The 26,719-nt window shown below is 69.3% G+C and carries 26 protein-coding genes and 1 pseudogene; 10 read left to right on the plus strand and 17 right to left on the minus strand.

Annotation, left to right across the window (positions count from 1 at the left end; translation table 11 throughout):
• The first annotated feature begins 789 nt into the window (after positions 1-789).
• Positions 790-1,998, plus strand: a complete 1,209-nt coding sequence (gene serB / locus ACZ562_RS26900; RefSeq protein WP_471183976.1) for a phosphoserine phosphatase SerB — start codon at positions 790-792, stop codon at positions 1,996-1,998.
• Positions 1,999-2,077: 79 nt separating this feature from the next.
• Here the strand turns inward: serB and ACZ562_RS26905 are convergent, their stop codons facing one another.
• The 4 genes from ACZ562_RS26905 to ACZ562_RS26920 all read right to left on the minus strand — a co-directional run bounded on the left by ACZ562_RS26905 (position 2,078) and on the right by ACZ562_RS26920 (position 4,495).
• The gene (locus tag ACZ562_RS26905; RefSeq protein ID WP_471183978.1) at positions 2,078-2,596 is read right to left on the minus strand and encodes a SixA phosphatase family protein; all 519 of its coding nucleotides are present in this window, start codon (positions 2,594-2,596) and stop codon (positions 2,078-2,080) included.
• 67 nt (positions 2,597-2,663) lie between these two features.
• Positions 2,664-2,870, minus strand: coding sequence for a hypothetical protein (locus ACZ562_RS26910; protein WP_471183980.1), 207 nt, complete (start codon positions 2,868-2,870; stop codon positions 2,664-2,666).
• A 161-nt stretch (positions 2,871-3,031) separates the two neighbouring features.
• Positions 3,032-3,148 carry an SGM_5486 family transporter-associated protein gene (locus tag ACZ562_RS26915; protein WP_266829118.1) on the minus strand — a complete coding sequence of 39 codons (117 nt, stop codon included), beginning with the start codon at positions 3,146-3,148 and terminating at the stop codon, positions 3,032-3,034.
• A gap of 48 nt (positions 3,149-3,196) precedes the next feature.
• Positions 3,197-4,495, minus strand: a complete 1,299-nt coding sequence (locus tag ACZ562_RS26920; RefSeq protein WP_471183983.1) for a CynX/NimT family MFS transporter — start codon at positions 4,493-4,495, stop codon at positions 3,197-3,199.
• 70 nt (positions 4,496-4,565) lie between these two features.
• Here ACZ562_RS26920 and ACZ562_RS26925 point away from each other — a divergent pair, with 70 nt between their 5' ends.
• Positions 4,566-5,258: a FadR/GntR family transcriptional regulator gene (locus ACZ562_RS26925; RefSeq protein ID WP_471183986.1), complete on the plus strand. Its 693-nt coding sequence runs from the start codon at positions 4,566-4,568 to the stop codon at positions 5,256-5,258.
• Here the strand turns inward: ACZ562_RS26925 and ACZ562_RS26930 are convergent.
• The 3 genes from ACZ562_RS26930 to fabG all read right to left on the minus strand — a co-directional run bounded on the left by ACZ562_RS26930 (position 5,236) and on the right by fabG (position 7,240).
• Positions 5,236-5,580: a hypothetical protein gene (locus tag ACZ562_RS26930; protein WP_471183989.1), complete on the minus strand. Its 345-nt coding sequence runs from the start codon at positions 5,578-5,580 to the stop codon at positions 5,236-5,238. The two genes, ACZ562_RS26925 and ACZ562_RS26930, sit on opposite strands and share 23 nt — an antisense overlap.
• A 182-nt stretch (positions 5,581-5,762) precedes the next feature.
• A complete protein-coding gene (gene fabI, locus ACZ562_RS26935) occupies positions 5,763-6,530 on the minus strand; it encodes an enoyl-ACP reductase FabI (RefSeq protein ID WP_471183991.1) in 768 nt (255 codons plus the stop codon).
• A 5-nt stretch (positions 6,531-6,535) separates the two neighbouring features.
• Positions 6,536-7,240 carry a 3-oxoacyl-[acyl-carrier-protein] reductase gene (fabG, locus tag ACZ562_RS26940; protein ID WP_471183994.1) on the minus strand — a complete coding sequence of 235 codons (705 nt, stop codon included), beginning with the start codon at positions 7,238-7,240 and terminating at the stop codon, positions 6,536-6,538.
• 258 nt (positions 7,241-7,498) lie between these two features.
• On the opposite strand from fabG, the gene ACZ562_RS26945 reads away from it, so the two are divergent.
• Positions 7,499-9,025, plus strand: coding sequence for a TldD/PmbA family protein (locus ACZ562_RS26945; RefSeq protein WP_471183996.1), 1,527 nt, complete (start codon positions 7,499-7,501; stop codon positions 9,023-9,025).
• 60 nt (positions 9,026-9,085) lie between these two features.
• Here the strand turns inward: ACZ562_RS26945 and ACZ562_RS26950 are convergent, their stop codons facing one another.
• The 6 genes from ACZ562_RS26950 to ACZ562_RS26975 form a co-directional block, all read right to left on the minus strand.
• Entirely contained in the window at positions 9,086-10,333 is a 1,248-nt protein-coding gene (locus ACZ562_RS26950; protein ID WP_189716124.1) for a tyrosine-type recombinase/integrase, read from the minus strand.
• 47 nt (positions 10,334-10,380) lie between these two features.
• Positions 10,381-10,566: a helix-turn-helix domain-containing protein gene (locus tag ACZ562_RS26955; protein ID WP_471183999.1), complete on the minus strand. Its 186-nt coding sequence runs from the start codon at positions 10,564-10,566 to the stop codon at positions 10,381-10,383.
• Positions 10,563-11,951, minus strand: coding sequence for a replication initiator (locus ACZ562_RS26960; RefSeq protein WP_471184395.1), 1,389 nt, complete (start codon positions 11,949-11,951; stop codon positions 10,563-10,565). The genes ACZ562_RS26955 and ACZ562_RS26960 overlap by 4 nt, the downstream gene beginning before the upstream one ends.
• Positions 11,952-13,198: 1,247 nt before the next feature.
• Positions 13,199-13,420: a DUF7848 domain-containing protein gene (locus tag ACZ562_RS26965; RefSeq protein WP_471184002.1), complete on the minus strand. Its 222-nt coding sequence runs from the start codon at positions 13,418-13,420 to the stop codon at positions 13,199-13,201.
• Between the two features lie 11 nt (positions 13,421-13,431).
• The gene (locus ACZ562_RS26970; RefSeq protein ID WP_229870783.1) at positions 13,432-13,617 is read right to left on the minus strand and encodes a hypothetical protein; all 186 of its coding nucleotides are present in this window, start codon (positions 13,615-13,617) and stop codon (positions 13,432-13,434) included.
• Between the two features lie 132 nt (positions 13,618-13,749).
• Positions 13,750-14,931: a helix-turn-helix domain-containing protein gene (locus ACZ562_RS26975; protein WP_471184397.1), complete on the minus strand. Its 1,182-nt coding sequence runs from the start codon at positions 14,929-14,931 to the stop codon at positions 13,750-13,752.
• A 979-nt stretch (positions 14,932-15,910) separates the two neighbouring features.
• Between ACZ562_RS26975 and ACZ562_RS26980 the strand changes: the two are divergent.
• From ACZ562_RS26980 to tyrS, 3 genes and pseudogenes are all read left to right on the plus strand, one after another.
• Positions 15,911-16,177 (plus strand): annotated as a pseudogene (locus tag ACZ562_RS26980) (metallopeptidase TldD-related protein); the annotation flags it as partial.
• Positions 16,174-17,577 (plus strand): metallopeptidase TldD-related protein, encoded by a 1,404-nt coding sequence (locus tag ACZ562_RS26985; protein ID WP_471184005.1) that lies wholly within the window; start codon positions 16,174-16,176, stop codon positions 17,575-17,577. The pseudogene ACZ562_RS26980 and the gene ACZ562_RS26985, both read left to right, overlap by 4 nt.
• Positions 17,578-17,634: 57 nt before the next feature.
• Positions 17,635-18,903 carry a tyrosine--tRNA ligase gene (gene tyrS / locus ACZ562_RS26990; protein WP_471184007.1) on the plus strand — a complete coding sequence of 423 codons (1,269 nt, stop codon included), beginning with the start codon at positions 17,635-17,637 and terminating at the stop codon, positions 18,901-18,903.
• Between the two features lie 90 nt (positions 18,904-18,993).
• Here the strand turns inward: tyrS and ACZ562_RS26995 are convergent, their stop codons facing one another.
• Positions 18,994-19,278, minus strand: coding sequence for a GlsB/YeaQ/YmgE family stress response membrane protein (locus tag ACZ562_RS26995; RefSeq protein ID WP_471184009.1), 285 nt, complete (start codon positions 19,276-19,278; stop codon positions 18,994-18,996).
• Between the two features lie 260 nt (positions 19,279-19,538).
• On the opposite strand from ACZ562_RS26995, the gene ACZ562_RS27000 reads away from it, so the two are divergent.
• Both ACZ562_RS27000 and ACZ562_RS27005 read left to right on the plus strand, forming a co-directional pair.
• The gene (locus tag ACZ562_RS27000; protein ID WP_471184012.1) at positions 19,539-19,937 is read left to right on the plus strand and encodes a DUF3099 domain-containing protein; all 399 of its coding nucleotides are present in this window, start codon (positions 19,539-19,541) and stop codon (positions 19,935-19,937) included.
• A gap of 223 nt (positions 19,938-20,160) precedes the next feature.
• Entirely contained in the window at positions 20,161-20,379 is a 219-nt protein-coding gene (locus ACZ562_RS27005; RefSeq protein WP_471184014.1) for a hypothetical protein, read from the plus strand.
• Here ACZ562_RS27005 and moaA read toward each other — a convergent pair.
• From moaA to ACZ562_RS27020, 3 genes are all read right to left on the minus strand, one after another.
• On the minus strand, positions 20,376-21,365 hold the full coding sequence (moaA, locus tag ACZ562_RS27010) for a GTP 3',8-cyclase MoaA (protein ID WP_471184016.1): 990 nt from the start codon (positions 21,363-21,365) through the stop codon (positions 20,376-20,378). The two genes, ACZ562_RS27005 and moaA, sit on opposite strands and share 4 nt — an antisense overlap.
• Before the next feature lie 147 nt (positions 21,366-21,512).
• A complete protein-coding gene (locus tag ACZ562_RS27015) occupies positions 21,513-23,135 on the minus strand; it encodes a solute symporter family protein (RefSeq protein WP_471184019.1) in 1,623 nt (540 codons plus the stop codon).
• Complete coding sequence (locus ACZ562_RS27020) at positions 23,132-23,488, minus strand: DUF485 domain-containing protein (RefSeq protein ID WP_471184022.1); 357 nt, start codon at positions 23,486-23,488, stop codon at positions 23,132-23,134. Before ACZ562_RS27020 ends, ACZ562_RS27015 begins: the two co-directional genes overlap by 4 nt.
• A gap of 252 nt (positions 23,489-23,740) precedes the next feature.
• On the opposite strand from ACZ562_RS27020, the gene ACZ562_RS27025 reads away from it, so the two are divergent.
• Both ACZ562_RS27025 and ACZ562_RS27030 read left to right on the plus strand, forming a co-directional pair.
• Complete coding sequence (locus ACZ562_RS27025; RefSeq protein ID WP_471184025.1) at positions 23,741-25,273, plus strand: S8 family peptidase; 1,533 nt, start codon at positions 23,741-23,743, stop codon at positions 25,271-25,273.
• Positions 25,274-25,312: 39 nt separating this feature from the next.
• Positions 25,313-26,692, plus strand: coding sequence for a CoA transferase (locus ACZ562_RS27030; protein WP_471184028.1), 1,380 nt, complete (start codon positions 25,313-25,315; stop codon positions 26,690-26,692).
• The last annotated feature ends 27 nt before the right edge of the window (positions 26,693-26,719 follow it).

Genomic DNA, 26,719 nt, shown 5'->3' on the forward strand with positions numbered 1-26,719 from the left:
CGGACCGCAGTGGAACAGGGCCCCACGCCGGAGCCTCCGGACCATACGACGCCGCGGAGTCCGGACCGCACCGAAGCGACCCCCAGCCGTACCGGGGTGAAGCGCTGCCGTACCGCAGCGAAGCCGGACCGGACCGCAGTGGAACAGGGCCCCACGCCGGAGCCTCCGGACCATACGACGCCGCGGAGTCCGGACCGCACCGAAGCGACCCCCAGCCGTACCGGGGTGAGGCCGGCCCGTACACGCCCGGGGCGCCGTACCGGCCGCCGAATCCGGCCACGAATCCCTATCTGCGGGTGCCGGACGAGCTGCGCGAACCGGAGGACGCCCGGCCGGACGGCGCGGGGGGTGCCCGGCCGGGGGGCGAGGGGTCGCGGTCGCACGGTGCCGCGCCGCCTCCCGATGGCACCTCGCCGGCCGGCGAGGTGCGGCGACCCGGCGGTTCGCCGCCGCCCCCCGACGTGTACGGCGCGCCCACGGTGGCCCGGCCGATAGGGCCGCCTCCTCGCTCGCCGCAGGAGCCTCCCCGTTCGCGGCCCGGAAACCGGCGGTCGCCCTCGTCCGACGAGGGGCCTCCGCCACCGCCGCCCCCTCCTCCGGCGCCGCCGCGGAGGCCGAAGGGGCCACGGTGATCCACTCGGGGGCGTACATGCGCGGAAGACCCCGCCCGCGGCCCGCCCCATGACCTGTCGGTAAGGATCCGGACACCGCCCGGACACCCGGTGTTCCGTGTCCGTCAGGCGGACCGCAGGAGCGGCGGCACTGCGTGCCGGATACGGTGGGTACACCATGAGCGCTTCGCAGACCTCCGACATCCCCACTCTGCTGGTCAAGATCTTCGGCAAGGACAGGCCGGGCATCACAGCCGGTCTCTTCGACACCCTCGCCGCCTACTCTGTCGACGTCGTCGACATCGAGCAGGTCGTCACCCGTGGCCGCATGGTGCTGTGCGCGCTCGTGACCGAGCCGCCCGCCGGGCTCGAGGGGGATCTGCGGTCGACCGTCCACAGCTGGGCGGAGTCGATGAAGATGCAGGCGGAGATCATCTCCGGCCTGGGCGACAACCGGCCGCGGGGTCTCGGCCGCTCCCTGGTCACCGTGCTGGGCCACCCGCTCACCGCGGAGGCGACTGCCGCGATCGCCGCCAGGATCACCAAGGCCGGCGGCAACATCGACCGTATCTTCCGCCTCGCCAAGTACCCCGTGACGGCGGTCGAGTTCGCGGTGTCCGGCGTGGAGACCGAGCCGCTGCGCACCGCCCTGGTGACCGACGCGGCGGCACTCGGGGTCGACGTGGCGGTCGTCGCGGCGGGTCTGCACCGGCGCGCGCAGCGTCTGGTCGTCATGGACGTGGACTCCACGCTCATCCAGGACGAGGTGATCGAGCTCTTCGCCGCTCACGCAGGCTGCGAGGACGAGGTCGCCCAGGTGACGGCGGCCGCGATGCGCGGGGAGCTGGACTTCGAGCAGTCGCTGCACGCGCGCGTGGCGCTGCTGGAGGGACTGGACGTCTCGGTGGTGGACAAGGTGCGCAGCGAGGTGCGGCTGACGCCGGGCGCGCGCACGCTCATCCGTACGCTCAAGCGCCTCGGCTTCCAAGTGGGCGTCGTCTCGGGCGGTTTCACCCAGGTCACGGACGATCTGAAGGAGCGGCTCGGACTGGACTTCGCCCAGGCCAACACGCTGGAGATCGTCAACGGGAAGCTGACGGGCAAGGTCACGGGCGAGATCGTGGACCGGGCGGGCAAGGCGCGGCTGCTGCGCCGGTTCGCCGCCGAGGCGGGTGTGCCGCTGTCCCAGACGGTGGCGATCGGCGACGGCGCCAACGACCTGGACATGCTCAACGCGGCCGGCCTCGGGGTCGCCTTCAACGCCAAGCCGGTGGTGCGGGAGGCGGCGCACACCGCGGTGAACGTGCCCTTCCTGGACACGGTCCTGTATTTGCTGGGCGTCACCCGCGAAGAGGTCGAGGCGGCGGACGCACACGAGGAGGACTGAGCCTCACGGCGCACCGCGAGGGGCCCGCACCGTGGCGGTGCGGGCCCCTCGCGGTCCGCGGGGTTCGGGTCGGTCGGACTCAGTCGGACGGCGCCCAGTAGTCGGTCAGCGTGGTGACGCCCGGTTCCAGGCTCTTCCAGGAGCCGTCGAAGGTCAGGACGACGAAGGCCGCCGCCGGGAAGCCGCGGCGGCTCATCCGCTCGCGGGCGTCGCCGTCGGCCGAGCCGGCGAGGATGTCGGCGAGGCCCTGGACGCCCGGGTTGTGGCCGATCAGGATGACGTTCTGCGCGTCGTCGGGAGTTTCGTTGAGCAACGCGATCAGCTCGCCGGGCGAGGCCTCGTAGATCCGCTCCTCGTAGACGGTTTTCGGCCGGTGCGGGAACTCGTGGACGGCGAGCTTCCAGGTCTCACGGGTCCGGGTCGCGGTGGAGCACAGGGCCAGATCGAAGGGGATGCCGGTGTCGGCCAGCTTGCGCCCGGCGACTGCGGCGTCCTTGCGGCCCCGCTCAGCGAGCGGCCGCTCGTGGTCGGTCACCTGTGGCCAGTCGGCTTTCGCATGCCGGAAGAGGACAATCCTGCGGGGTTCTGCGACGCTCATGGAACCCAGCTTCGCATGAAACACGCCATGCGGCGCAGGGAGTTGACGGCCGCCTCACCGGGTGTTTTCAGTGGCCTTTCAGCTGGTGCAGCCGCTCGAACAGCTGGGTGATCGCGGGGCCACAGGCCGCCGCGTGCGCGTCCGTCGGGTTCAGCACCAGGACCAGGAGCACGACGAAGGCGAGAACGGGCAGGGCCAGGGCCCACCAGGGCAGCCGGATGTCGACGCCGCCCGTGGTCGCCGGGCGGGGCCGGGTGCGCGTAGGAGCCGGCATACGTGCCTCCGCAGGTCTTCGAACGGTGCATGGTCCGCGCCCTGCGGCCACATCTCGAAGCTACGGACATCGCGGACTCCAACCCATCCGGAGATCCACCCACTTGACCCTGACACTCACCCCCTAGGGGGTGGGGGGCTAACCCCACCATGGGCCCGCGGTCACGGCGACGCGATCGACGCGATGACGGCGATGATCACGAAGATGGCGAGGAACGCGCCGAAGACGAGCAGCATCTTCTTCTGGCCGTTCTGCGGGTTCGGGTCGAGCACGGGCATACGGCAAGTGTCGCATCCGCGGGCCCCGGCGGCTCGCCCGGGGTGACATCAGCGGACCGTCTCGTCCTCCACCGTACGGTTGCGTCCCGCAAGGACACCGACGGCCATCTGCGGGATCATCAGGCCGGTCATGAGCGCGATCGGCAGGCCCCAGCCGCCGCCGTGCTGGTAGAGCACGCCCACCAGGAACGGGCCCGGGACGGAGATCAGGTAGCCGGTGCTCTGCGCGAAGGCCGACAACCGGACGACGCCCGCGCCGGTCCTGGCCCGCATCCCGACCATGGTGAGGGCGAGCGGGAAGGAACAGTTGGAGATGCCGAGCAGCAGGGCCCAGGCCCAGGCGCCGCCGGCCGGCGCGACGTACAGGCCGGCGTACCCGGCGAGGCCGCAGACGCCGAGCGCCAGCACGATCGGGCCCTGGTGGGGCAGCCGCGAGGCGACGCGCGGGATGACGAAGGCCAGGGGCACGCCCATCACCATCGTGGCCGCGAGCAGCAGCCCGGCCGTGCCGGCGGCGACGCCGGCGTCCCTGAAGATCTGGGCCATCCAGCCCATGGTGATGTAGGCGGCGGTGGCCTGGAGACCGAAGTAGAGGGCGAGCGCCCAGGCGGTACGGCTCCGGGTGATCCGTACCGCGGGCTGCTCCTGGCGCGCGGGTGCCCGCCGCGCGGCCGACTGCTCGGCGGGCGCCGTGCCCCGGTCGCGTACGAACGGAATCCACGGCAGTACGGCCGCTGCCGCCAGGCCCGCCCACACGGCGAGTCCGTACTGCCAACTGCCGCCCAGCGCCCCTGCCATGGGTACGGTCACCGCGGCGGCGGACGCGGTGCCGAGGGCGAGCGACATCGAGTACAGGCCGGTCATGGAGCCGACCCGGTCGGGGAACCACTGCTTGACGATGGCCGGCATCAGCACGTTGCTGACCGCGATGCCCATGAGCGCGAGGGCGGTGGCGGCCAGGAAGCCGGCCGTACCTCCGATGTACGGCCGTGTGATCAGGCCCGCGGTGATGGCGGCCATTCCGGCGCAGACCACGGCGCCCGCCCCGAAGCGGCGGGCCAGCCGCGGGGCCATGACGCCGAAGACGGCGAAACACAGCGGGGGCACGGAGGTGAGGAGCCCGGCCACGCTGCCGCTCATGCCGAGGCCGTCGCGGACCTCTTCGAGGAGGGCGCCGAGGCTGGTGATGGCGGGGCGGAGGTTGACCGCGGAAAGCACGATGGCGACGACGAGCAGCCGCGTCGTCCACGCGTGCGTGGACGCTTCCGGGGACCTGTTCGCCGCCGAGGCGGACTTGGGCGTGGACGTCGTCGTGCCGGTTTCCTCACTGATCATGCCGCCCATCATAGAATCATGGGATGATTGGTTGTCCATCCCCGGGCCGCTCGTTCCGGCCCCGCCCGTGCGAAGGTGTGCCATGCCTCTGAGCCATCCGCGCCGGTCGGCGCTGTCCGAGCAGGTCATCGCGGCACTTCGCCACCAGATCACCTCGGGCGAGTGGCCGGTCGGCTCCCGGATCCCCACGGAGCCCGAGCTGGTCGATCAGCTCGGAGTCGCCCGCAACACGGTCCGCGAGGCCGTCCGCGCCCTCGCACACAACGGTCTGCTGGACATCCGCCAGGGCTCCGGCACCTACGTCGTGGCGACCAGCGAGCTGGCCGGTGTGATGCACCGCCGCTTCGCCGACGCGGACCCGCGGCACATCGCCGAGCTGCGTTCCACCCTGGAGTCGGCCGCCGCGCGGCTGGCCGCCGAGCGGCGCACGGAGAAGGACCTCAAGCAGCTCGACGCGCTGCTCGTACGGCGTGAGGAGGCCTGGGAGTCGGGTGACGCGGAGGCCTTCGTGACGGCGGACGCGACCTTCCACATGGCCGTGGTGGCCGCCTCCCACAACGAGGTGATGACCGCGATGTACGCGGACCTGGGCGAGGCGCTGCGGGACTGGCTGCGCGCGGACGTCGGCGAGGAGCTGACGCCTCAGGCGCGCATGGACCACGGACGGCTCGTCGACGCGATCCGCGATGGTGACGCCGAGGCGGCCGCGGCGGAGGCGGCCGGCTACCCGTTCCTGTGCCGTCCGGGCCGGCTCAGCCCGCCTTCTGGTGGCTGACCCACGCCGAGCCGACGTCCTTCCAGCACCTGCCGGTGAGCCGTACGGTCATCGCGGCCCCGGCGTCGACCGGGTCGCCGTCGGTGTCGAGGTCCCACCAACGGGCGCACTCGATGTGCAGGCGCACGCGATCGGTGTCGACATAGGGGTTGTGGCAGTAGGCCACGACATGGGAGCCGCGGACGGTGGTACGGCACTCCGCTCCGAACAGCGGCTCCGGTCTCCCGTCCGTGACGCGCGCGTGCGGCGCCGCCTCGGACGGCAGGGAGAGCACGAGGGCGACGGCCACGGTCGCTGAGGCCAGGCTGCGGGACAGGCGCACAAGGGAACCTCCTCGGCAGTGCTGGGGAGGGAATCGCGCAGTGAACGCGTTACTTCAGGGTGCGCTGTCGCGGCACGTGTGCGCCCGGCCGGTGAGCCGAACGGGTGATGCCCGCACGGACCGAGGCCCGCACCCGGAGGGGGTGCGGGCCTCGGTGGTCGGCCGGGCCTCGGCGGCGGCGATCAGGCACCGACGGCGTGCAGGCCGCCGTCCACGTGGATGATCTCGCCCGTGGTCTTCGGGAACCAGTCGCTCAGCAGCGCGACGACGCCGCGGCCGGCCGGCTCCGGGTCCTTGAGGTCCCACTCCAGGGGCGCGCGGGAGTCCCACACGGAGGCCAGCTCGGCGAAGCCCGGGATGGACTTGGCGGCCATCGAGCCGATGGGGCCGGCCGAGATGAGGTTGCAGCGGATGTTCTGCTTGCCGAGGTCGCGCGCCATGTAGCGGCTGGTGGCCTCGAGGGCGGCCTTCGCCGGGCCCATCCAGTCGTACTGGGGCCAGGCGTACTGGGCGTCGAAGGTGAGGCCGACGACGGAGCCGCCGTTCTGCATCAGCGGCAGGCAGGCCATGGTCAGCGACTTCAGGGAGTACGCCGAGACGTGCATGGCCGTGGCGACCGACTCGAAGGGCGTGTTGAGGAAGTTGCCGCCGAGCGCGTCCTGCGGCGCGAAGCCGATGGAGTGGACGACGCCGTCGAGGCCGCCGAGCTCCTCGCCGACGATGTCGGCAAGACGCCCGAGGTGCTCGTCGCTGGTCACGTCGAGCTCGATGACCTTGGTGGGCTTCGGGAGCTTCCTGGCGATGCGCTCGGTCAGCGTGGGCCGCGGGAACGCGGTCAGGATGATCTCCGCGCCCTGCTCCTGGGCCAGCTTCGCGGTGTGGAAGGCGATGGAGGACTCCATCAGCACACCGGTGATCAGGACACGCTTGCCCTCGAGAATTCCACTCATGGTGATCAGTGACCCATTCCCAGTCCGCCGTCAACGGGGATGACGGCTCCAGTGATGTACGAGGCGTCGTCCGAAGCGAGGAACCGCACGGCCGCGGCCACCTCCTCCGGCTGCGCATAGCGGCCGAGCGGGACCTGCGACACGATGGTCGCGCGCTGCTCGTCGGTGAGCACTTTGGTCATGTCGGTGTCGACGAAGCCGGGCGCGACGACGTTGAAGGTGATGTTGCGGGAGCCCAGCTCACGGGCGAGCGAGCGGGCGAAGCCGACGAGGGCGGCCTTGGAGGCGGCGTAGTTCGCCTGGCCGGGACCGCCGTACAGTCCGACGACCGACGAGATGAGGACGACCCGGCCCTTCTTGGCGCGCAGCATGCCGCGGTTGGCGCGCTTGACGACGCGGAAGGTGCCGGTGAGGTTGGTGTCGACGACCGAGGTGAAGTCCTCCTCGGACATACGCATCAGGAGCTGGTCCTTGGTGATGCCGGCGTTGGCGATCAGGACCTCGACCGGACCGTGCTGGGCCTCGATCTCCTTGTAGGCCTGCTCCACCTGCTCGGTGTCGGTGATGTCGCACTTGACGGCCAGGAAACCGGCGGGCGGCTCACCCGAGCGGTATGTGATCGCGACCTTGTCGCCGGCGTCGGCGAATGCGCGGGCGATGGCGAGGCCGATGCCCCGGTTGCCTCCGGTGACGAGAACCGAGCGGCTCAACGGATCACCCTTTCGATAGCGGTCTGAGTCACCCGCCCGAACACCTGGATGACAGGCGGCTTCCTCGAAAACCTATCGGTCCGGAAGCGCCGACGGACAATCGGGCACCGACAGTGGCCAGGGAGACTCACTGTCGGGTCCCTACAGAATGTCGCGCACGTCGGTAGGAAAGTTGTGGTCCGTAGGGCGGATGGGGGACATGATCTGAAGAACCACAGACCACAGCGACCAACGTCACCCCCACAGAAAGAGACGCAGGTGCCTCATACCATCGACGAAGCCTTCACGGCACTTCCTCTACGCGCCCTGGCCGACGCCGCGCTGGCACGCGCGCGTGCCCTGGGCGCGGAGCACGCGGACTTCCGGTTCGAGCGGGTGCGCAGTGCGTCCTGGCGGCTCAGGGACGCCAAGCTCGCCGGCTCGTCGGACACCACCGACCTCGGGTACGCGGTCCGGGTCGTGCACGGCGGTACCTGGGGCTTCGCGTCCGGGGTGGATCTGAGCCTCGACGCCGCGGCCAAGGTCGCCTCGCAGGCGGTGGCGATGGCGAAGCTGTCCGCCCAGGTGATCAGGGCGGCCGGGTCGGATGAGCGCGTCGAGCTGGCCGACGAGCCCGTGCACAGCGACCGGACCTGGATCTCGTCGTACGAGATCGATCCGTTCTCCGTGCCCGACGAGGAGAAGTCGGTGCTGCTCGCGGAGTGGAGCGCGCGGTTGCTGGCGGCGAACGGGGTCAACCACGTCGACGCCTCGCTGCTCACCGTGCACGAGAACAAGTTCTACGCCGACACCGCGGGGACCGTGACCACCCAGCAGCGGGTGCGACTGCATCCGCAGCTGACCGCCGTGTCGGTCGACGAGTCGAGCGGCGAGTTCGACTCCATGCGGACCGTCGCGCCGCCTGCCGGACGGGGCTGGGAGTACCTCACGGGCACCGGCTGGGACTGGGAGTCCGAGCTCGCGCAGATCCCGGAGCTGCTGGCCGAGAAGATGCGGGCGCCGAGCGTCCAGGCGGGCCTGTACGACCTCGTCGTCGACCCCTCCAACCTGTGGCTGACCATCCACGAGTCCATCGGCCACGCCACCGAGCTGGACCGCGCGCTCGGCTACGAGGCGGCCTACGCCGGCACCTCCTTCGCCACGTTCGACCAGATCGGCAGGCTGCGGTACGGCTCCGAGCTGATGAACGTCACCGGCGACCGCACCGCCGAGCACGGCCTGGCGACCATCGGCTACGACGACGAGGGCGTCGAGGGCCAGTCCTGGGACCTGGTGAAGGACGGCACACTCGTCGGCTACCAGCTGGACCGGCGGATCGCGAGGCTGACCGGGTTCGAGCGCTCCAACGGGTGCGCGTTCGCCGACTCCCCCGCGCACGTGCCCGTACAGCGCATGGCCAACGTGTCGTTGCGGCCGGATCCGGCCGGGATGTCGACCGAGGACCTGATCGGGAGCGTGGACCGCGGCATCTATGTCGTCGGGGACCGGTCGTGGTCGATCGACATGCAGCGCTACAACTTCCAGTTTACGGGTCAGAGGGCATACATGATCCGGAACGGCCGCCTTGCTGGGCAAGTCCGGGACTTTGCATACCAGGGGGTCACCCCTCAGTTCTGGGGCTCCATGGAGGGCGTCGGAGGCCCCCAGACTTACGTGCTAGGAGGGGCCTTCAACTGCGGAAAGGCTCAACCGGGGCAGGTCGCTGCCGTGTCTCACGGGTGCCCCTCCGCACTGTTTCGGAGTGTGAACATCCTGAACACCTCGAACGAGTCCGGCCGTACCTGAGGGGTCGGCCGAACCGGCCCGAAGTCTGCACCAGGTCCGCACGTCGCCACAGCGAACCTCCTACGCCACGTCGTCCCAGTCCTCGATGTCGTCCTCCGCGGGCGTCAGCGAGGGCGGGACGATCAGGCCCTTGAAGGGCTCCAGCTTGAGCCCCAGGCGGTTGTGCATGGTGCGGGCGCCCCGGTCCATGGCCCGGCGGACCAGGTGGCCGTAGACCAGTTCCGTCGTCCTGGTGGTTCGGTGCCCGACCCATGCCGCGACCTCGAAGAGTGGGATCTGAGCGTGGATGGCCTCGGAGACGAAGAAGTGCCGGAAGCTCTTCGGGGTGTACTGCGGGGTGCCGGCCAGCTTCGCCGCCGCCTTGAACTGGTCCAGGAACCAGTCGTACGACGGGTGGCGGTCGTTCAGCCTGGGCGATTCGAAGAACCAGCCCCGATCCCCCCATGTCTCGAAGGTGTCGATGTGATCGTTGAAGATCTCGTTGATTGATTCGGGCACCGGCGTCTTCCGCGCCTGCTCGAAGGCGCGATGCTTCGTACCCCTCTTCACACCACGCCGATAGCCGGAGATTTCCTGGCACCCGTAGGCGGATACCTGGTGATCCACAGCGAGGACGCTGCGCTCCCAGTCCATGGACTCGTCCGACAGCGCCAAGGACTCTCCCGGGCGCATCCCGCAGCCCGCCATGGCCCAGAATCCGGCACGGATGAGCTTCGGGGCTTCCGCGATGATCCCCAGCACCTCTTCCATGGTCGGGATGTCGTCGTCGGTCACCGGCGTGATCTGCTGCCCTGAGCGCCTACGAGGGTTCGCCTTCTTGCACGGATTTCGGCCGATGATCTCGGCGGCTACCGCGTAGTTGAAAACAGACGACAGGACGTTCTTACGTCCGTTGATTCCGTTTTCCTTGTATCCGCGCTCCTTCTGGTCCGCCTCCCATTCCTGGATGATCGTCGGCGTGATGCTGCCGATGGGCTTGTTCCCGAAGAACGGCCCGTAATGGTTGTCGTAGACGCTTTGATAGTTCCTCTTCGAGGACTCTTCGAGCGTTCCCGCCTCGACCCATTCACGCCAGACCTGTTGGAAGGTTCGCTGTCCCGCCTTGGGGTTGATGTACGTCCCCAGGTCCTTGTCCCGCTCGACCTTGACCGCGAAGGCTTCCGCGTCTTCGAGCTTCTTGAACGACACCTGCCGCGGCTTGCCCGCCCTGCCGCCCGGTTCCCGGTACGACACCCGGTACGGCTTGTGCGGGCACGTCGGTTTCTTGCGCCGGGGGCACGAACAGTCTTCCTTCTTGATGGTCGCCACTCTTGTTGAACCTCAGCATGTTGATTGGTTAGTGACAGATCATCAGGCTAGCTGTGCCGCATCCGCGCCTCAACCCAGTTGTGAAGATCTCTCGTTCGGAACCGGACATGCTTGCCGACCTTCAGGTACGGGATGCCCCAGCGCCGGTAGGAGTCCATGAGGACCCGCTTCGTCACGCCGAGTTGCGTCGCGGCCTCGTCCGGCGTCATGAGCAGGTTGCTGCCACCCCTCACAGCGCCCACCCCCGCGCCTCGTCTTCCGCGGCTTCACGGGCAAGCTGACGGCTCATGACCAGGTCTTCGGCGATTCCGGCGGCGAGTCTGGCAGCGCCGGGGGTGTAGCCGGAACCGACGTAGCGCCAGCTCGACTCAGTGATCAAGGTCGGGTCGTCGGTCGGCTCTGTGTCGCTGCGACGGTACGCGGCTCGTTCATCACGCAACGCCGCGTACGTCGTCGAGTAGCGGCGGGTCTTGGTGAGGACGTGACCGCGGTATCCGAGGCTGTGAGCCCATGACCGCAGCCTGAGGTGTTCCAGATCGGGCAGACCGCCCAAGCGCCAGCAAGTGGCCATCAGAGCCCGTACGTGGGGCGCGACGACCGCGGCAGCGATGTCGTCCGGACCTGATACGCGGTAGTCCAGTCCGGCGCCGGTTTCGGCGGTGCCCTTGGAGACGTACTTGGCCACGTAGGCGGCGACAGCTTCATCGGTCGGCCCCTCACCGCCCTCGAAGGCCCGGATCGGCCGCGCGTCCAGCTGCTTCCCCCAGACGAGGAGCGCGTCCCCGTAGGCGCACGATTCCGCGGCCCGTACGTTCGCCGACGCGGCAGCCGTGCGTACGGCTTCGGTCAGCAGCTCGGTCGTGGCCCAGCGCGGGGGTGGTGTGCCGGGGCCGGCAGGACCGTCGAGGCGGACCACGGCATGGAAGTGGATGGCGGCCCGCTTCTGGTACTCGGCCACCTTCGCGAAGGACACCACCAGGTGGTCACGGAGACATGAGCGCGGTATCCCTGCGGCGGAGGCCAGGTGACGCCGTGCGGCGGTGGTGAACCGATCCCACAGTCTCCCTGCGTGCGCGTGCCACAGCACATGGCCCACGTAGTCGTAGCAGTCCGCGCACAGCGGGCGACCCAGCGCGGGGTCATCCTCGGTGTGGACCAGGCCGCAGCCGACGGGACGCCCGTGCTCGCATACGCCGCCGTCCCTGCGCGGTCGACACCGCTTGCCATCGCGGGAGCGGTGGACGGACCCGAACGAGGGGGCCGTCAGGGTGACGAACAGGCGAGGCTGGTCCCGAACACTTTCGGGGACGTTCTTGCCGCCGGACAGGCCCGCGCGGATCAGTTGATAGGTGTCGCCCGCGTGCAGGTAGGCGCACGGCGCGCAGACCGAGGCGCGGCGGTTGCGACAGCGGACGGCCAGCCGCTCGCCCGGTTCTCCGGCCGTCGAGTAGGACGAGATCACCTCACCCGTCAGGGCGTCGGAGGTAATGATGGAGCCGGACAGGTGGACCGGATGGGCACAACCCCCGATGGCTTTGATCTGCCCCAGCAAGCGCGGAAACAGGGGATCGTGCGCAAGGCGGATGACGTCCCGATCGGCATCGGACAACAGCCGCAGACGCTTCTCACGCTCCAGCTCAGCGGAGCGGAAAGTCGGTGAAGTCACCTCATGTGAGGCGTTGAGCACAGGGCACCTCCAGAACAGACGGACAGGGAGGAGCGCGAGCCAGGGCGCAGGTGTGAGTCATGTGTGATGTCCTTTGAAAGCGAGATGATGGAGTGTCAGATTCAAGGAACACGTCGAGGCAGCGTGGATGAGAGCGAAGACAGAGAAGGCAGAAGAAGAGTGTGATGTCTGCTGAAGAAGTCTGTGTCTATGTCTGTTTTTGAGAATCACCGAGGAAGGCTCGTCGCTCGAACCCGAACGATCGCACGGGCTCTCGCAGATGCGCGAGTGAATTACCGTCACTGACACCGCAGTTGAAGCGGAAGTGCGGGGCGTGTCGGAATCTGTCTTCACTTCCTCCAGGCGGCCCGCCTTCGGCGGACCGCGCGCGCTGGCGGCCGGGGCCGCCGCCGCTCCCTGTCTCCGCCACCGCTGCGGCGACCCCGCCACTCAGCGCGCAGTACCGAAACATGCAGTCAGCAGAAACACCCGCCACATCCATGCCCTGCGCCGGGCGGCTTGCGCTCCCCTGCCCGGCGTGCGGCCTTCGGCCGGTCCGGTCCGGGGTGCCGCCGCCCAGCGCGCAGCAGACGAGCCGAGACATCAGCCGCATCTTCACTGTTACTGCCAGGCGTGTTCACCCTCATGGCCCGCGAACAGGCCGCACACGACGTTGTCCAGCCGCTCCGCCTCCCCGAAGCGGCGCGCCATGCACGGATCGCGCACGTCCACGCCCGATCGCCACCCACCCAGGTCATGCGCCCAGAGGGGTCCTGAGCCTCCACGATCCCTGCCGCATGATCCTGCCCTTCGTGCGCCCCCAGCTCGCACCGCAGCACGAGTGCGGGATCAACATCCAGTTGCACCCCCGCCACCCGGCATGCCTCAGTCTGCATCTCTGGAGGGGGCGCGAACTGATCTTCGCAGTGCTTCATGCACACCTCACTCGTCACCGAACGAACAGGCCGCTACGCGGCGCACACCCTCTTGGGCTGGGGCCGACGGCCTACGAGGCTTTAGACAGCCACCATGGGGCGAGCCTCTAAGAACAGGGGTCCGATCGAGCTATTGCGGGCAGGTCCCAAGGACTGCCCGATCCGCTGGCGAGCGTAAGGCCCCCTGTTCACTCGCCCCATGGCAGCTCCCGTCCAAAGCCTCTACGGCCGGCGGCGTGCCACACCGCGCCGCTACCGGGCGGATCAGGTGTCTCGCCATGTACGCCATGCGCGGGTGATGATCTCGCGGAAGGTGTGATGCGACGGGTTTTTGCCGCAATGCTCCAGCACCCAGCTCTGCGGTTCTGCGAAGTCCTCACTGGCGTCCGAGGACTGGCCGCACACCGTGCACGTCATCGCGTACGTGATCGGCTCCGCGTCCGGCTCACGGTCCGGCGCGAGTGTCCACTTCTCGTGACGAATCACCGAACGCACGCTCACGGCCGCACCGCCCGCGCATTGGCCGCCCTGACGCCCGCCCTGAGCCGCTCCTCGGGGCTGGCTGGACGGATCCGATCCGGGTCCGCCTCCCACTCACGGCCACCGCCGACCGGACGCAGCATGGCGTAGGGGCCCGCTCTGTCCTGGTATTCGCCGACCTTGGACGTCCGAGGGTCGTACATCAGGTCTCCACGCTCAGGGACGGTCGTCTCTGATGCTCTGCCTTGAGTCACCATGGCAATGACGCTACGTAGCCACGGGAGCACACCTCAATGGCACTTTGGCGAGGGGTCGGCCGGAAGTGCCACACCGAGTCACATGGGCATCCCGATCGCATCGGCGAGCTCCCTCATCTCAGACGTGAGTGTCCGCCGACGTGCGACGACCCGGCCGAAGATGTCCCGCGCGTACCGCTGATTCGGCAGCCACTGAGGCACGTCCGCGCGAATACCCTGCAAGATCTCGACAGTCCGCGCGTAGTCGCGCGAGCGGGCATGCGCCTCTGCCACGTCGAGGAGGTGGCGGTTGCGATTGTTGGAGGTGGGCCGCATGCCCCCCGTTGGGATGCGCGCCGAGAGCTTGAGAACCAGGTCCGGCTTGTCGACGATCATGGCATTCTCAGCGCGCTTCAAGGCCACTGTGACCGGGCCGAACGCCTGCAAGAAGTCGTTGCGCGGGGCGTACTCGCGCCCCATCGCGACCGCCGCCGAGTTCGCGTAGCGCAAGGTCTCCTCAGCCTCACCAGGCCGGTTGTCCCGGATCGCCGCCGCGGACGACCGCAGCAGCAGCCAGCCCCACGCGCTCAGCTCAGCCGGAGTCGCGCGCGAGATACGCGGCTCTACCTCATCCGCCCAGCGCGCCGCCAGTTCCCGCGCCTCAGCCAGCCGGCCACGCCGCAGCAGCAGCCAGCACTGTGTGCTCACCGTCGCCGCTGCCTCAAGCCGGTCCGAGGACTCCTCCAGGGAGCGAGAAAGGGCGATGTCGGCAGCCTCGAACTGCCGAGTCTGAGTGAGCAGCCACCCTGTCAGCTGCGAGAGCCGGACCCGCACGGCCGTGCCCTCAGCCCCGGACTCCGCTACGAGATCAGCGTCCCGCAGCAGAGGCGGAAGGATCATGCTCAGCTCCGCGAAACGATCACTGGAGAAGAGGGGAAGAGACGCTTGCAGGGCTTCCCGCACCCCGTCCACCGTCGGTTCCTCGGCGGGGCCGTCCTGCCGGACCGGAGCGACGAGGGCCCGCCTGACGGCCTCCCAACGATCATCGGCCCCCGGAGCCGCCGCCCGCTCGTCCTCATGATCCGCGATGAGGTTCGTCGTCGGCGCCCTCAGGGCCTGAGCCAGTCGGCGCGCGGTCTCCAAGCGCGTATCCGCCCGCTCCCCCTGCTCCAGCTTCCGGATCAGGGACAGAGACACACCTGACTCACTCGCCAGCTGAAGCTGTGTCATACCGCGCCGCTTGCGTACTTCCTTGAGCCGCTCGCCAATGTCGGCATTCATGATTCGAGCGTACGGCGACTGAACGCAGTTCGTAGTGCCTCTGTCTCGCTGCTTCACAGCGACATCAGGCGTCGCAGCAGTGGATCAGCCTCACGTCCTAGCTGCGTTGAGGGCGCAGCCTTCCATGAGCGCGTCTAGCCAAACATCCCGTCGACGCACCGGCCAACTGCCGCGCCCAGCTCAGGAAAAGCTCAGATCAATCATGTGGTTCCGGTGCCGGTCAACGGGCCCCCCGTGACATACTTCGTACGCGCTCCGCCTCCTCCGGAAGCTTCACTGAAAAATCGTCAGTGAGGCTCCTGGAGGAGCGAGGAGGAGTGAGTGAGTGGTCAAAGCGATGTGAAGCCTCGCAAGGCAAAGTGGACCAACGCCGAAAGGTGGCAGGTCTATCTAGCCGCAGCAGGGTTGATCGTGGCGATCATCGCCACTGTGGGGCAGTTCGCACGCTAGCAACCCCACGCACGAGACGGTCACGACCAGGGCTACAACACGCAAAGCCCGGTCGGCAGGTAGGCGACCGGGCTCGTGAACTGCGCTAAAGGGCTCGATTCGGGGTGCCACCCGAGGCGGGCCCTTCGGTCTTGCACGCGTGCAAGTCAGCTTGCTTCCGTGCAAGACAAAGCTACCGCACTTCCATCACTCCGGAGCCGGTTCCAACGGACAACTTCCACATAGCTTCGGAGTGACTGCGCTCCTCGAACGACCTGGCCAGACGGGAACGACGGACCCAAGGATGGCGGCAACTGACCCGCCCGCGCACATGCTCTCTGGGTACCCTCTGCATTGATCCACAGCCTGGCATCCTGAGCATGGTTCGATCATCCCCCTGGGGGTCTCCCAGAGGTCGACACCAAGTCATCACCAGACCCCGAACAGTCCGGTTTCAACCCGTATGAACAGGGATTGAGGGCAGACCTTGAATAGCCGCCTGACCTGCACAAACGCCGTTCAGAGACGTATGCCCCCTGACCCTGCGGTGAACTTCCAGTTCACCGGCCAGCGCTTCTTCAGGATCGAGAACGGGCGGATCGCCGGGCAGCTGCGGGATGTCGCCTACCAGGCGACGACCACCGACTTCTGGGGCTCCATGGCCGCGGTGGGCGGCCCGCAGACCTACGTCCTGGGCGGCGCCTTCAACTGCGGCAAGGCCCAGCCGGGCCAGGTCGCGGCGGTCTCGCACGGCTGCCCGTCGGCTCTCTTCAAGGGCGTCAACATTCTGAACACCACGCAGGAGGCCGGTCGATGAGCGCGGGTACGAACAGGGCACACAAGCCGTACGAGGTCGTCGAGCGCGCCCTTGAGCTGTCCCGGGCCGACGGCTGCGTCGTGATCGCCGACGAGCACTCGACGGCCAACCTGCGCTGGGCGGGCAACGCGCTGACCACCAACGGCGTCACGCGCGGGCGCACGATCACCGTCGTCGCGACCGTCGACGGCAAAGAGGGCACGGCCTCCGGTGTCGTCTCCCGCTCGGCCGTGACCGCGGACGAGCTGGAGCCCCTCGTCCGGGCCGCCGAGGCCGCGGCGCGCGCCGCCGGGCCCGCCGAGGACGCCCAGCCGCTGGTCACGGGCGTGCCGGAGGCACCCGACTTCACGGACGCGCCCGCGGAGACCACCTCCGCCGTGTTCGCCGACTTCGCTCCGGCCCTCGGTGAGGCGTTCGCACGCGCGCGTGCGGGCGGCCGGGAGCTGTACGGCTTCGCCAACCACGAGCTGGTGTCCAGCTACCTCGGTACGTCGACCGGGCTGCGGCTGCGCCATGACCAGCCCAACGGGACGCTGGAGCTGAACGCGAAGTCGCCGGACCGTACACGTTCGGCGTGGGCGGGGCGGTCGACGCGGGACTTCAAGGACGTCGACCCGGCGGCGCTCGACGCGGAGCTGGCCGTGCGGCTGGGCTGGGCCGAGCGGCGCATCGAACTGCCCGCGGGGCGCTACGAGACGCTGCTGCCGCCGACCGCCGTCGCGGACCTGCTGATCTACCAGATGTGGTCGGCGTCGGGCCGTGACGCGGCCGAGGGCCGCACGGTCTTCTCCAAGCCCGGCGGCGGCACGCGCATCGGCGAGAAGCTCACCGAACTGCCGCTGACACTGCGCAGCGACCCGAACGAGCCGGGCCTTGAGTCCGCCCCCTTCGTGCTCGCCCACTCCTCCGGGGGCGACCAGTCGGTGTTCGACAACGGGCTGCCGCTCTCGGCGACCGACTGGTTGCGCGACGGTGAGCTGGCGCATCTGATGACCAGCCGGCACAGCGCGGGTCTGACCGGACTTCCGGTGGCTCCCGCGATCGACAACCTGATCCTGAGCGGGGGCGAGGACCGTTCTCTGGACGAGATGGTCGCGAACACCGAACGCGGGCTGCTGCTGACCTGCCTCTGGTACATCCGCGAGGTGGATCCGGCGACACTGCTGCTCACCGGCCTGACCCGGGACGGCGTCTACCTCGTCGAGAACGGTGAGGTGAGCGGCGAGGTGAACAACTTCCGGTTCAACGAGTCGCCGGTGGACCTGCTCGGCCGGGCGACGGAGGCGGGCCGGACCGAGAAGACGCTGCCGCGGGAGTGGAGTGACTGGTTCACCAGGACCGCGATGCCGGCGCTGCGGGTCCCCGATTTCAATATGAGCTCTGTCAGCCAGGGCGTATAACCTCGTAGCCGGTGGTCACTCGACTGCCCGAAGATCATCCAAGGAGATACGAGAACCGTGACGGACATCGTCGACGAGCTGAAGTGGCGCGGCCTGTGGGCCCTGTCCACTGACGAGGACGCTTTGCGCAAGGCGCTCGCGGACGGTCCCGTCACGTTCTATTGCGGCTTCGACCCGACGGCGGCCAGTCTGCACGTCGGTCACCTGGTGCAGGTCCTCACCATGCGCCGCCTCCAGCAGGCGGGCCTGCGTCCGCTGGCCCTGGTGGGCGGGGCGACCGGCCAGATCGGCGACCCGCGCCCCACGGCGGAGCGCACGCTGAACGACCCGGAGACGGTCGCGAACTGGGTGACCCGGCTGCGCGCGCAGATCGAGCCGTTCCTGTCCTTCGAGGGCGAGAACGCCGCGGTGATGGTCAACAACCTGGACTGGACGGCCGGCCTGTCGGCCATCGAGTTCCTCCGGGACATCGGCAAGCACTTCCGCGTCAACAAGATGCTGACGAAGGACTCGGTCGCCCGGCGCCTGCAGTCCGACCAGGGCATCAGCTACACGGAGTTCAGCTACCAGCTGCTCCAGGGCATGGACTTCCTGGAGCTGTACCGGAGGCACGGCTGCACGCTCCAGCAGGGCGGCAGCGACCAGTGGGGCAACCTCACGGCGGGCCTGGACCTGATCCACAAGCTGGAGCCGCATGCCAACGTGCACGCCCTGGCGACGCCGCTGATGACCAAGGCGGACGGCACCAAGTTCGGCAAGACCGAGGGCGGCGCGGTCTGGCTCGACCCGGAGATGACGACGCCGTACGCGTTCTACCAGTTCTGGCTGAACGTGGACGACCGTGACATCTCGACATACATGCGCATCCTGTCCTTCAGGTCCCGTGGAGAGCTCGAAGAGCTGGAGAAGCAGACCGAGGAGCGCCCGCAGGCCCGGGCCGCTCAGCGTGCGCTGGCCGAGGAGCTGACGACGCTGGTGCACGGCGCCGACCAGACGGCCGCCGTGATCGCGGCGTCCAAGGCGCTCTTCGGCCAGGGCGAGCTGGCGGAGCTCGACGAGAGGACACTGGCGGCGGCCCTCTCCGAGGTGCCGCACGTCCAGGTCGCCGAGCTTCCCCCGGTGGTCGACCTGTTCGCCGAGGTCGGCCTCGTGGCCAGCAAGTCGGCCGCGCGCCGCACGGTCAAGGAGGGCGGCGCCTACGTGAACAACGCGAAGGTCCCCGCCGAGGACGCGGTCCCCGCCAGGGAGGACCTGCTGCACGGGCGCTGGTTGGTACTGCGCCGGGGCAAGAAGAACCTGGCGGCGGTCGAGGTCACGTCCGCCTAGAGGCCGGGTCGTCACACACTCGTCGTCCGGTGAGCACGGCGAAGGGGGCGGACTCCCGTGCGGTGGTCCGCCCCCTTCGCCGGGCGTTGCTCAGGCCCGGCGCTGCATCTTTCTGTTGCCCCACATCGCCATGTACAGGGCGTCGCCCGCCGCGACGATGACGATCGCGGCGATGAGCTGGAAGATGTGCCGGCTCCAGTCGATGCCGGCGGTCTCCTCGACGCCGAACCCCCGGGCCATCGCGTTGCCGGCGATGGCGCCCAGCATGCCGAAGATGGTCACCAGCCAGAGCGGGCTGTGCTGCTTGCCGGGAATGATCGCCTTCGCGATCAGACCCAGCACGAATCCCACGATGATCGCCCAGAACCAGCCCATGGCTGCCTCCTCATACGGCTCGACGTGAGCACTACGCCCAGTCTCGGCCCGTCCGCCGTACGGCGCATGTCGGAGTACGGCAGCCCGGCACACGGCTCTGCACAGCATGGCGCAGGCCGTTCGGCCGGGCGGGATGCGCCCCGGTCTCGTAGGCGGCGCAGGCGCGGCGTAACGTGGGACCTGTCCGGGCCCGGTTCCCCTGCCGGGGCGGTGCGGGTACGGGCCGGGGAGAGTCCGATGCGGGCGGATGGTGGAATGTGATGCGGAAGCAGCATGGCGGCGGCCACGTCCAGGTGTTCCGGATCACCGGTGCCCGGGCGGGGCTCCAGGAAGACGTGCGCGGGCGCCAGCGCCGGTATGTCATCTCGATGTCGATCCGTACGGCGTCGGTGATCCTCGCGGCCACCCTCTGGAACGTCGAACGGCACGTCGCGATGGTGGCGTTGGTGCTCGGACTGGTTCTCCCCTATATCGCCGTGGTGATCGCGAACGCGGGGCGGGAGAACGCGCCGTCCCTCCCGTCGACGTTCGTCGCCGCTCCGATGCGGCCGATGATCACACCGCCGTCGTCGGAGGACAGTGCCGCTGAACCCTTCCCGGAAGACGCGGCGGCCGATCCCGCGGCGGGTGCGCGGAACGATCCGCGCGAGCGGACGTGACGTTGTCTGATCCCCTGCGGGTTGCCGCAAACGGAAGTCGTCTTCGCGCCAAGCTCGAGAAAAGCATCAGATCAATCATGTTGTTCCGGTGCCGGGCGACGGGTGACCCATGACATACTTCGTAGGCGCTCCGCATCCCCCGTCGGAGCGACGGACCGACGCCGGGCAGCTCCCCCCGTGGCTGCTCGGCGTCGCCTTGTTTGCGCAACTGTGAGACGAACCTGTGAGTGACGAGACCCCGATCTGTTCCGCCAAGGGCTGCCGTGCCGACGCCGTGTGGGTCCTCGCGTGGAACAACCCGAAGATTCATACGCCGGAGCGCCGCAAGACATGGCTCGCGTGCGAGGAACACCGGGAGCACTTGTCGCAGTTCCTCGGTGTGAGGGGGTTCTTGAAGGATGTCGTCCTGCTGAGCGAGTGGGAGTCCCCGGGGACTTCCTAACCGCCGATGGCCGACATCGGCCGGTCCGGCTGGACGAACGACGGGTCGTCCAGGCCTGCGCCCGCCTTCTTGCCCCACATCGCCAGGCGCCAGATGCGGGCGATCTCCTCGTCGGGGGCGCCGGAGCGCAGGGCGGCGCGCAGGTCGGTCTCCTCGGTGGCGAACAGGCATGTGCGTATCTGGCCGTCGGCCGTGAGGCGGGTGCGGTCGCAGGCCGAGCAGAACGGGCGGGTGACGGAGGCGATGACGCCGACGCGGTGCGGGCCGCCGTCGACGATCCAGCGTTCGGCGGGAGCCGAGCCGCGCTCCTCGGAGCCCTCGGGCGTCAGCTCGAAGCGGGTGCGCAGGGAGGCCAGGATGTCGCCGGCGGTGATCATGCCGTCGCGCTTCCAGCCGTGCTGGGCGTCCAGCGGCATCTGCTCGATGAAGCGCAGTTCGTAGTCGTGCTCGACCGCCCAGGACAGCAGGTCCGGAGCCTCGTCGCCGTTCAGCCCGGGCATCAGGACCGTGTTGACCTTGACCGGGGTCAGACCCGCGTCGCGGGCGGCGTGCAGCCCCTCGATGACGTCCTTGTGGCGGTCTCGGCGGGTGAGGGCCTTGAAGACGTCGGGGCGCAGCGTGTCCAGCGAGACGTTGACCCGGTCCAGGCCCGCCGCCTTCAGGGCCGCCGCCGTGCGCTTGAGGCCGATGCCGTTCGTGGTGAGGGACATCTGGGGGCGTGGAGCCAAGCCGGCGACCCGCTCGACGATGCCTACCAGGCCGGGGCGCAGCAGGGGCTCACCGCCCGTGAAGCGGACCTCCTTGATGCCGAGAGAGGTGACGGCGATGTCGATCAGCCGGACGATCTCGTCGTCCGTGAGCAGGTCGGGCTTCGCCAGCCACTGCAGGCCTTCCTCGGGCATGCAGTAGGTACAGCGCAGGTTGCACCGGTCGGTCAGCGAGACCCTCAGGTCGGTGGCCACCCGGCCGTAGGTGTCGATGAGCACGTGGGCCCCCTCCCTCGTAGCGGATCGCATTTCTCTTCCGTCACCTGCGAGCCTACGTGACAGCACCGACGACGACAGGGCCCCATCCCACGACGTAGGACGCGGCCGCGTTGTAGATCTCTACGACGCGGCCTCGTCCGAGGCGGCTCAGTGGGCGCCGGTGCCGGTCAGGGACCGTACCTCAAGCTCCGCGTACTTGCCGGTGTCCGGCTCCTCCTTGGACAGCAGGGTGCCGATGACGCCCAGCAGGAAGCCGACCGGGATCGAGACGATGCCCGGGTTCTCCAGCGGGAACCAGTGGAAGTCGACGTCCGGGAACATCGACGTGGGCTTGCCCGAGACCACCGGCGAGAACAGCACCAGGCCGACCGCCGTGACCAGGCCGCCGTAGATGGACCACAGGGCGCCGCTGGTGGTGAACCGCTTCCAGAAGAGGCTGTAGAGGATGGTCGGCAGGTTGGCGGAGGCGGCGACCGCGAACGCGAGGGCCACCAGGCCCGCGACGTTCAGGTCGCGGGCGAGGGCGCCCAGCAGGATGGAGACGGCGCCGATACCGACGGTCGCCCAGCGTGCCGCGCCCACTTCCTGCTTCTCGGTCGCCTGCCCCCGCTTGATGACGTTCGCGTAGATGTCGTGGGCGAACGAGGAGGACGAGGCCAGGGTCAGGCCGGCGACGACGGCGAGGATCGTGGCGAAGGCGACCGCCGAGATGGTGGCGAGCAGGATGGCGCCCCAGTCGGAGTCGGCCCCGCCCAGATGGAGCGCCAGCAGGGGTGCCGCTGTGTTGCCCGCCTTGTTGGAGGCGATGATCTCGGCCGGCTTGATGAGCGCGGCGGCGCCGAAGCCGAGTGCGAGTGTCATCAGGTAGAAGGCGCCGATGAGGCCGATGGCCCAGATGACCGACTTACGGGCGGCCTTGGCAGTGGGCACCGTGTAGAAGCGGATCAGGATGTGCGGCAGGCCGGCGGTGCCGAGGACCAGGGCGATGCCCAGCGAGATGAAGTCCAGCTTGGTGGTGCCGGTGGCGCCGTACTTCAGTCCCGGCTCCAGGAAGGCGGCGCCCTTGGCGCTGTTGTCGGCGGCCGAGCCGAGCAGGCCGGAGACGTTGAAGTCGAACTTCAGCAGGACCAGGAAGGTGAGCAGCAGGGCGCCGGCGATCAGCAGCACGGCCTTGACCATCTGCACCCAGGTGGTGCCCTTCATGCCGCCGATGGTGACGTACACGATCATCAGGACACCGACCAGCGCCACGATGCCGATCTTGCCGCCGTCGCTGGTGATGCCGAGCAGCAGCGAGACCAGGACGCCCGCGCCCGCCATCTGCGCCAGCAGGTAGAAGATCGACACGACGATGGTGGACGTGCCGGCCGCCGTACGGACGGGACGCTGGCGCATCCGGTACGCGAGCACGTCGCCCATGGTGTAGCGGCCGGAGTTTCGCAGCGGCTCCGCGACCAGGAGCAGGGCGACCAGCCAGGCGACCAGGAAGCCGATGGAGTAGAGGAAGCCGTCGTAGCCGAAGAGGGCGATGGCGCCCGCGATGCCGAGGAAGGACGCGGCGGACATGTAGTCGCCGGAGACGGCCAGGCCGTTCTGGAAGCCGGTGAACTGGCGGCCGCCCGCGTAGAAGTCGGCGGCGTCCTTGGTCTGCCGGCCGGCCCAGACGGTGATGACGAGGGTCGCGACGACGAACACCGAGAACAGGGTGATGATCAGACCGCGGTGCTCGCCGGCCGCGCCACCCGCCGCCAATGTGATCGCGGAGCTCATGCGCCGCCCTCCATCCGGGACTTGATGGCTTCGGCCTTGGGGTCGAGCTTCGTGGCGGCGTGCCGCGCGTACCACCAGGCGATGAGGAACGTGGTGAGGAACTGGGCGAGGCCGAAGGCCAGAGCCACGTTGATGTTGCCGAACAGCCTGGTGCCCATGAAGTCGCCCGCGTAGTTCGACAGCAGCACGTACAGCAGGTACCAGGCGATGAAGGCGACGGTCAGCGGAAAGGCGAACGAGCGGTAGGAGCGGCGCAGTTCAGCGAAGTCCGCGCTCTCCTGCACCTCGGCGAACTCCTCGGTCGAGGGTAGGTGGTGCTGCTCTTTCGAGGGGGGTGGTGCGTCGGTGGCCACGGAGTCTCCTCGCGTTGCGGGTGCTGGACGTCGATGAAAGGCGGCGAGTGTCCTCGCGCTCCCTGTTCAACGTCACGGCGGCGCGTTGGGACCGGTTCAACTCGCCTGGCTTCTTTCCGAAGTCACCTCGGGCAGGTCATTGCTGGCCAGCGACTTCGGGAGATAGCTTCGGCCTGCACAACCCGTCATGTACCTGCCCGAGCACCACCGCCGCCTCGGGCGGTTTTCGTTTCCGGATGATGTGGAGATCCCATGGCTCATCTGCGTTCCAGACGCCGCCTCGCCCTCGCCGTGCCGGTCGTGCTGTCGCTCACGGCCTCGCTCGGCTTCCTGCCGGCGGCGGCGTCGGCCGCCCCGCGCGTGGAGAGCGCTGTGCAGGCCGCGGACGCGCCCAGCCTCGCGTATGTCGTCAACACGAGGCTGGACCACCACACGATCGAGTCGGTGAAGAAGGCGGTTGTCGCGGCCGGCGGCACGATCGTGGTGACGTACGAGAAGATCGGTGTGATCGTCGTCCACTCGGCGAACCCGGACTTCGGCGAGCAGATACGCGCGGTGCGCGGGGTCCAGTCGGCGGGTGCCACGCGCACCGCTCCGCTGACCGCCGCCGGTACGACCGACGAGGGCTCGGCGCAGATCCTGTCGAAGGAGCAGGCCGAGAAGGTCGCGAGCGCCTCCGCCGCCGCGGGAGAGAGCGAGCCCCTCGAGGCCGACCAGTGGGACCTGCGGGCGATAGGCGCCGACAAGGCGGCGCAGATCAACCCGGGCAGCGGCAAGGTGACCGTCGCCGTGATCGACACCGGCGTCGACGACACCCACCCGGATCTCACCGCGAACTTCTCCGCCGCGCAGTCCGCGAACTGCGTCGGCGGCGTCCCGGACACCAGCGCTGGCGCCTGGCGTCCGTACACCGCGGAGGACTACCACGGCACCCATGTGGCCGGTGAGATCGCCGCGGCCCGCAACGGCATAGGCGTCGCGGGCGTGGCCCCTGGCGTGAAGGTCTCCGGCATCAAGGTGAGCGACCCGGACAACGGGCTGTTCTACCCCGAGAGCGTGGTCTGCGCCTTCGTGTTCGCCGCCGACCACGGCGTCGAGATCACGAACAACAGCTACTACGTCGACCCGTGGCTGTACAACTGCATGGACGACCCCGACCAGAAGGCGATCGTCGACGCGGTCAACCGGGCCCAGCTGTACGCCCGGCACAAGGGCACTCTGAACCTGGCGTCGGCGGGCAACTCCAACCACGACCTGGACTCCGACGCGATCGTCGACGCCAGCAGCCCCGACGACGGCACGCCGTACGAGCGGACGATCGACCCGCACGAGTGCTTCGACGTGCCGACGCAGCTGCCGGGCGTCGTCACGGTCAGCGCGACGGGCGTGAACAACCTCAAGTCGTACTACTCCTCGTACGGCAAGGGTGTCGTCGACGTGGCGGCGCCGGGCGGCGACCGGCTCTACCAGATCCCGGACACGCCGTCGAAGAACGGCCGCATCCTGTCCACCATGCCGAACGGCGAGTACGGCTTCCTGCAGGGCACGTCGATGGCCTCCCCGCACGCCGCGGGCGTCGCCGCGCTGCTGAAGTCGACGCACCGGTGGGCGACCCCGGCCCAGCTGGAGCTGCTGCTCAAGGCCCAGGCGGACAACCCGGGTTGCCCGGAGTCGTACGACCAGAACGGCGACGGCACACAGGACGCGGTGTGCGAGGGGGGCAAGCGCGTCAACGGGTTCTACGGGTTCGGCATCGTCAACGCGCTGGACGCGGTGACCGAGTAGGCCCACATATTGATTCAGTCAATACTGCATAGTGCAGTCATGACTGATATCGGGTTCGCGTGGTCCTCGTTGGGCGGCGATGCCGCCCTGCTCGCGCGGGTGTCGACCGTGGTGCGGGAGGGCGCTCTCCAAGGGCGCCTTCCCGTACGGGAGTTGGCGCGGGCATGCGTGGGCGCGTGCGCGCTGGCCGCGGCCGAGCTGGGGGCGCGGCGGGCCGGGCTCGCCGAGGTGCCCCGGGTACGCGTGGACGACGGGGCGGTGGCCACGGCGTTCGTCAGCGAGCGGCATCTACTGGTCGACGGGCGGGCGCCGGTCACCTTCGCGCCGCTGTCCCGGTTCTGGCGGACGGCGGACGGATGGGTGCGTACACACGCCAACTATCCGCATCACCGAACGGGGTTGCTGTCCGCGCTGGGACTGACGGAGGACCACGCGGACTCGGTAGAGCCGGTACTCGCCGAGCGGACGTCGCTGGAGGCCGAGGAGGCCGTGTACACGGCCGGGGGTCTCGCCGTCGCGCTGCGGACGCCCGACGAGTGGGCCGCGCACGAGCAGGCCGTCGCGGTGGCCGGTCGGCCACTGGTCGAGCGACGGCGGCTGGACCGCGCCCACGCGCGCGTACTCACGCCCGTGCAGAGTGCCCCGCTGCTGCCGGCGGCCGGACTACGGGTCCTGGACCTGACCCGGGTCATCGCGGGCCCCGTCGCCACCCGTACGCTCGCCCTGCTGGGCGCGGACGTGCTGCGGTTGGACACCTGGGATCTGCCCGAACTCCCCGACCAGCACGCCGACACGGGATTCGGGAAACGGTCGGCGACGCTGGATCTGATGGCCGACCGGCACGCCTTCGAGGAACTGCTCGCGGCGGCGGACGTGGTCGTCACCGGCTACCGGCCGGGCGCCCTCGACCGGTTCGGGCTCTCGCCACAGGCGCTGGCCGAGCGGCGGCCCGGCGTGGTCGTCGCGCAGTTGTCGGCCTGGGGCGCCTACGGGCCCTGGGGCGAGCGGCGCGGATTCGACAGCCTGGTGCAGGCGGCCACCGGTGTCGCCGCGACGGAGGGATCGTTGGAGCGGCCCGGCGCGCTGCCCGCGCAGGCCCTCGACCATGGGACGGGATACCTGCTGGCGGCGGCGGTGCTGCGGGCGTTGACCGAGCAGTCGTACGAGGGTGGCAGCCGGCTCGTCCGGCTGGCGCTGGCGCGGACGGCGCAGTGGCTGATGAACGGGACCGGTGCCGGGTCCGGGACGGGTGAGGCGGAGAACGCCACGTACGACGGTCCCGCCTCCTGGCTGTCCGAGTCGGACAGTGCGCTCGGCCGGCTGCGGTACGCCCTGCCGCCGGTCTCCTTCGAAGGCGGTCCGGTCGACTGGACGCGGCCGCCGGTGCCGTGGGGGACGGACACCGCCCGGTGGGTCTGAATCACCGCACGTGGACGGAGCGATGGT

Source organism: Streptomyces sp. NPDC040410, from assembly GCF_055595715.1.